The organism is Leptospira alexanderi serovar Manhao 3 str. L 60, from assembly GCF_000243815.2.
GTDB lineage: Bacteria > Spirochaetota > Leptospiria > Leptospirales > Leptospiraceae > Leptospira > Leptospira alexanderi.
Genome location: NZ_AHMT02000016.1, coordinates 145427 through 152287 on the forward strand (window position 1 = coordinate 145427; position 6861 = coordinate 152287).

Here is a 6861-nt window from a genome sequence, read left to right on the forward strand (position 1 = left end):
GGGTTTCTGCACGTTCAATTAGTAAATTTCAAATGACTTGACCGCCTTTTCACATCTCCCACTAATACAAACATGATTCGAAAAACTATTATCTCACTTTTAATCGTTTTAAATTTAAACTGCCTAACGCTCACTTATATGAAATCAGCGAATCTTGACGGCTCAGATAGTAGTGCTTATTTTCCATACTTAGGAACCTTAAGTAACGTTTCGATTATTTTGTTTTACCCACTTTTAATCTTTTCGCCCGTACATGGTAAGTTTCCAGAGCAAGGGAATTTGGGTATTCTTGAATATTGGCTTGCTCGTGTATTCGATTTGCCTCTTTGTCTGATTGCGGATACGGTTCTATTACCGGGAACTCTTCCCTATTTCATTTATGTAAAGTCAGGCAGACCTTGGTCCAGTGGTTGGTATCATGGAAAATACGAACAAAGGGTAACGTCCTTTCGAGATCAAAATCCGCCTTATAATGCTTTGAAGTCGATTCTTGCCACCAACGATTTAGCAGCTCTTCAAAAATTTTTAAAATTATATGATGTTGTCGCCCTTGAAAAAAAGATCAATTTCTTGCAACAAGAGGATTTACTCCCTTACGAACATAAATGGAGGTCCGATTTATATTCTCATAAAATCGGGATCATAGATTACATGGCCTCTTTTTTTTCTACACAAACAACTTACAGAAAGATTGTTCCTAAGATTCTTAATCCAGGAGATCGGCTTGAAGTTGTATATACTCTTTATGAAGAATTTCGAAAAGATCCTATATTAGAAAAAAGATACTATGATGTAGTTTGGAAAACTTGTTTTTCCTCGGGAGTGCTCATTGAAAATCCTAAAGTATTAAAAAAAGTGCTTCAAGAATTTTCGGAAAGAAAAGAAATCTCTGATTTGTTTGAGCCAATTGCTCAAAGATATTCTGAAAAAGAGTATAAACAATTTCAAGATCCCTTTCATGATCCCTATTACTCTTTCAATAAAGCGGAAACTCAAAAATTTTCAGAGTTTTGGTACAATCGAGTCGAACTTTTATCGGAACTGGACAAATTCCTGCAAAAAAATCCGGAACTGCAAAAAGAATGGAAACGCACGGCGTGGATCTCCGCCATTTCTTCCGGTGTCATCGCCTATCGTCCTCCCCTACTTGAAAGGGCATTTCGAGAGTTTCCCATGGAAACCGCAAAATCAAGCTTCAGTTTATTCGTGGCCGCATACAAAAGTAAAAATCGCCAATCCATAGATATCATCGTAAAAAATCTAAAGGATGCGGACAGTTTTCCTTTAGATCAATTGCACGAAACAAACATACAGCATATATTAAAATATCCTAATTTACTAGAAAAGCTTCTTCAGACCGGTTGGGATCCAAATCTGATTTTGGAATGGGAAAAACGCAAATTTAGAGGAGGAAAAGAATTTATTGAAAAAGAGGAAACCTCTCTTCTCATCCTTTCAATACAAAACGATTCCGTTCCGATGGAAACGATTCGGATTTTATTGAAATATGGCGCTAAACTTGATTTAGGAGTAAAACAATACGATCATTACAAACAAGAATATCGTTTGGTTTATCCGAAGGATGGCGATGGCATCGAAAAAAAACTAGAAAGAGCCAACAATTTCGATGATACACAAAAGTCTCTCAAACAGAAGACCCTAACAGAAGGACCTTTAAAAGAATTTCATACAAAATATCCTATTTATTCAGTTCTTAAATCGTATGCGGAAAACCAAAATGTTCGAGACTTTCAAAAAACGTTAGCCGGTATCGATCTTGTTCCCATGGAAAAAGAAATGTATCGACTTCAAAAAGAATATATTGTGCCTACGGAAATTCCTAGAGAAGGTAGATCTGGATCCGATAAAACGAGTCTTTTAGGAAGCGTATCTTCTCTCGCGAAAGTACATTTCAAATATGAATATTGGCCAGAGTGTTGGGCCTCGGGAAAATACGCGGAAGCGGTCGAAATTCAAAAAATATATTACAATTCCATCCGAAACGATGAAGATTTGAAACGATCTTTTTTGGAAAACTTAAAAAAGAACGGAGCCTTTTGGGAAGAGCCGATTTTTTCCGAACAAATTCCGAAACTTTTATCGGGAGATAGGATTGATTGGTCCGGATTCGACTTGGAGAATTTAGTACAACATGGAAGCGCCTTAGAACTTTTGATGAAACAGGATTCTAAAATGGAAACGGGTCTGAAACAGAAAATAGTGGCCGTTTCTCTAGTTTGTGGAAATCCAAAGTCAGCGGAAGTCGCTTTGAAATACTTTTCTGGAAATGATTATCAAAATTTTTCGAGCGAGTACGTAAACTTTCTGCTGGGTGATTCTAGAATTTTAGAATTATTTTTAAAGAAAGGAATGAATCCGAATTCTCTCGGTAAAAAAGAACATACTGTTCCTTCCGGTTGCCCATTGCTTCTGACAGCTCTGGCATCGCGCAATTCTTGGGACGGAAGGGAAAGATTGGTTCAATTGCTTCTGAAGTATGGAGCAAATCCAAATCTTTCTACGGAAATAATTTCGGGGAAAACTCAAAAAACCGTTTCAATCTATCCTCTAAATTTTATCTCGGGTTCGGATAAAAGGCTTCTCCAAATTTTAAAAGCTTCCGGAGCCGATAAAAATTTACTTACACCCGATTCAAAAGAAATAGGATTCGGGACTTACGTATGTCAACGGCGATGATTTAGAGTGAATAAAATTCTACAATAATAAATGGAACTTTTCTGCTTATGACTCCAAGTAATATTCAAAAATTCTTATGGATCTTTTGTTTGTTGGGATTTAGTTGTAGAACCAAATTCAACGATTTTGACAGACGAATCTACGTGGTTGAAGGATTGAAAAAACAGAATTTCCAAGAGGAAAAAATTTCGGAAAAACGAAAGCAAACCAGCGCTCCTAATTCCCCGCTTGTAACGATCAAAGATGGAGTCGGAATTTTAGACCTAGTTATAGATAAAACTCAATTTAGAGACGTGGAATCTAAATTCGGAAATCAATATATTAGGAATCACTTTAATGATGAAGTTATAGAAATACACTACGAATCTCTGGGGCTTTCCTTTGTTTTCGACGATTATAGAGAAGAAATACGCGAAATAAAAATACAACCTCCCTTTTTGGCAATTACCTCCAAAGGAATCGTATTAGGAAAAAGTACATTACAAGAAGTGATGGATATCTATGGAAAAGCGGCAGATATATCGGGAGAATATGCGACTTGGAATATTGAGGAAAAACTTTATTTATGTATAAGATATGGATTCAAACATTCTTTTCGTGGGATCAAATTTTGTGTGGAAAAGAATCCCTCTATTCCGGAAAACCCAGTCGACAAAACGTTCTATCTGAAACAAAAGATTCAAAAAATCTATATTTTTTAACGTGAGTTCGGTATAACAAATATGAAAGCGATTATTATGTTGCGATCTGAAACTGCGCCTATCGAACGACCTGAAACGTGATCCTTAGAGAGCGTTTCACTGAGTTCAGAGAGTGATCAATTGAAATAGATGCCTCACTTCTCCTATGTTTCTTGTGTCAAGCCCTCCCGCTATTTTTTTACATAAGACCATATTGAGCTAATTTTCGATTCCATACTTCTTCAGGCATAGAATCAAAAAGATCTCCCGTTCGAATCATTGAATAAAGAACTTCGATCATTTTGCGTGAAGTAGTGATGATCGATTTTTTAGCTCCTTTTTTAAGGTATAACCTTTGATAGAATTCTTTTATCTTTCCGCCATGCTGACATCGAACCAGACTCCAGGCCGCTTGAACAATTACTCTTCGAATTGCATGACAACCACGAGATACAATTCTTCCGTATCGAACCGTATCTCCCGAAATATCAACACTCGGAACTAAGCCCACATAGTAAGCGGCTTGTTTAGCCGAAGAGAATCGTTTACAATCACCCATATAGCTCATGATCGCCAAAGAAGTAATCATACCGATCCCAGGCATGGACATGATCGTTTGAACATAACTCTGATTTTTTTTCAGAGCCTCTTTAATTTCTTCTTCTATTAGTTTTAGATTTAGTTCGACTAAATCTAAAACTTTTAAGATTCGTTCTGCTTCTCTTTTGTATCGATCAGGAAGTAGAGTTACGGAAGCTTCTCTGGATGCTTTTATTCGCAAATGCTTTTTGGTAATTTCAGTCAAACCTGCTTGAGTGAATAAACTATGAAGTCGATTTTTGCCTTGCGTTAGTTGTCTTGTCCAGTTCTCATGTTCCGTGCAAAGTCTTCGATTGTCTTCCTCTTCGTCAGTTGGAATTGGAACAACCGGTAACTCTTCTATTGGAAAACGTTGAATGAGCCTGGCTATTTTTAAACTGTCTTCTTTATCGGTCTTTTTTAAAGATTGATAGATTGTTGCTAAGTCTCCGGGATTCAGGACAATTACTTGAATCCCTTTGTTTAATATTGATTTTGCGATTCTAAAAGATTGAGAGCCAATCGAGCGATCCATGGAGAGCGAGATTGCTAAAAGCCAGCGAAGCGTTGGTGTTAGCTTTCAGCGTAGCTGAAAAACCCAGACCGACTATATCATTCAAGGTTAACCATTTTAGTAAATTGTTAATACCACTTTCTGTTGTACTAAATTGTCGACGTTCGAGCGAGTTCTCCGAATTGATTCGAACAACCTCTAAAGTTTTCTTTCCACAATCAATTCCTACATATTTGCCATCTTGACTTTTCATTTCTTTTCTCCTAAAATGACAGAGGGCGGAAGGTCTTAACAAAGTCCGGTGATATCACCAGCACTCCCATCGAACGACCCGTGGGGAGTGAGATGTTGAGTTTCCTTCGCGGTCGACTTTGTTAAGCCGCCACACTTTGGTTTGCGGTGGCCGATTTAGATTTATCTATGGACCGGGGTCTAAGCCCTATCGAACGACCTAAACACCGACCCATAGGAAGGTGTTTGCTAAGTTCCATTAAACTTTACTTGAATACTGTGAATTGCTTCCTAAGGGGCGCAATTCAGGGAGTGAAATTGAGTTCATCAGAAGCGATCAATCTGCCACCGGCCTTCTTGACTCCGTCGAATCAAGAATATCACATTCGGAACTGTCTTACGTCCAAGAATCATACTAATCTATGGATCATTCGGCAGGGAATCGTTGCACTTTAGTTTCTTATTCGCCCAAACTTTCAACCGTCGAATTCATCTTAGTTGAAAAATAAATTCTTGAATTGGCTTAGAGCTTGTCCCAAAACCATCCGATTTTATCAGAATCTCGCGAATCGCTGCAATTGCTTTGAGTTTTGGGACAGTACTTTTATATTTTATGAATCGGGCGATTTAAACAATTTTACTTTCAGGAAATAGCAATTTTTCAATAACTCTAATTTTCTTGCACCTAAGTCATATTAATTTAAAATGGATTTCAATATCAAAGTAAAATTCCCGCTATGAATTATTGATTCGAAACCAAACACTCAGGCTTCTTTATGATTCGAAAAACTATTATCCCACTTTTAATCGTTTTAAATTTAAACTGTCTAACGCTCACTTATATGAAATCAGCGAATAGCAGTAGTAACTCGGACGAAGCTTACTTTCCATACTTAGGAACCTTAAGTAACGTTTCGATATTTTGCTTGGACCACTTTTCGTTTTAACCGAATACATCCTTACCTGGTAAGTTTCCAGAGCAAGGGAATTTGGGTATTCTTGAATATTGGCTTGCTCGTGTATTGATTTGCCTCTTTGTCTGATTGCGGATACGGTTCTATTACCGGGAACTCTTCCCTATTTCATTTATGTAAAGTCAGGCAGACCTTGGTCCAGTGGTTGGTATCATGGAAAATACGAACAAAGGGTAACGTCCTTCCGAGATCAAAATCCGCCTTATAATGCTTTGAAGTCGATTCTTGCCACCAACGATTTAGCGGCTCTTCAAAAATTCTTAAAGTTATACGATGTTGTCGCCCTTGAAAAAAAGATCAATTTCTTGCAACAAGAGGATTTACTCCCTTACGAACATAAATGGAGGTCCGATTTATATTCTCATAAAATCGGGATCATAGATTACATGGCCTCTTTTTTTTCTACACAAACAACTTACAGAAAGATTGTTCCTAAGATTCTTAATCCAGGAGATCGGCTTGAAGTTGTATATACTCTTTATGAAGAATTTCGAAAAGATCCTATATTAGAAAAAAGATACTATGATGTAGTTTGGAAAACTTGTTTTTTCCTCGGGAGTGCTCATTGAAAATCCTAAAGTATTAAAAAAAGTGCTTCAAGAATTTTCCGAAAGAAAAGAAACCTCTGATTTGTTTGAGCCAATTGCTCAAAGATATTCTGAAAAAGAATACAAACAATTTCAAGATCCCTTTCATGATCCCTATTACTCTTTCAATAAAGCGGAAACTCAAAAATTTTCAGAGTTTTGGTACAATCGAGTCGAACTTTTATCGGAACTGGACAAATTCCTGCAAAAAAATCCGGAACTGCAAAAAGAATGGAAACGCACGGCGTGGATCTCCGCCATTTCTTCCGGTGTCATCGCCTATCGTCCTCCCCTACTTGAAAGGGCATTTCGAGAGTTTCCGATGGAAAGCGCAAAGTCCGCTCTAAATCTATTTGTGGCCGCATACAAAAGTCAAAATCGCCAATCCATAGATATCATCGTAAAAAATCTAAAGGATGCGGACAGTTTTCCTTTAGATCAATTGCACGAAACAAACATACAGCATATATTAAAATATCCTGATTTAGTGGAAAAATTACTTCAGACGGGCTGGGATCCAAATCACATTTTGAAACGGAAGGAATGGATATACAAACTAGGAAACCAAGAAATTACGGTAAAAGAGGAAACTTCTCTTC

Annotated in this window: 3 protein-coding genes and 2 pseudogenes; 4 read left to right on the top strand and 1 reads right to left on the bottom strand. The window is 37.3% G+C overall.

From position 1 onward, the window contains the following. The first annotated feature begins 72 nt into the window (after positions 1-72). Positions 73-2697 carry an ankyrin repeat domain-containing protein gene (locus LEP1GSC062_RS05610; RefSeq protein WP_167324061.1) on the top strand — a complete coding sequence of 875 codons (2625 nt, stop codon included), beginning with the start codon at positions 73-75 and terminating at the stop codon, positions 2695-2697. Positions 2698-2744: 47 nt separating this feature from the next. Beyond that, positions 2745-3398, top strand: coding sequence for a hypothetical protein (locus LEP1GSC062_RS05615; protein ID WP_020983633.1), 654 nt, complete (start codon positions 2745-2747; stop codon positions 3396-3398). A gap of 178 nt (positions 3399-3576) precedes the next feature. On the opposite strand, the pseudogene LEP1GSC062_RS05620 reads toward LEP1GSC062_RS05615, so the two are convergent. After that, positions 3577-4723: pseudogene (locus LEP1GSC062_RS05620) on the bottom strand (IS110 family RNA-guided transposase). A gap of 1005 nt (positions 4724-5728) precedes the next feature. On the opposite strand from LEP1GSC062_RS05620, the gene LEP1GSC062_RS25780 reads away from it, so the two are divergent. Next, positions 5729-6244: a hypothetical protein gene (locus LEP1GSC062_RS25780; protein WP_020983599.1), complete on the top strand. Its 516-nt coding sequence runs from the start codon at positions 5729-5731 to the stop codon at positions 6242-6244. 22 nt (positions 6245-6266) lie between these two features. After that, positions 6267-6861: pseudogene (locus LEP1GSC062_RS25785) on the top strand (YceK/YidQ family lipoprotein); the annotation flags it as partial.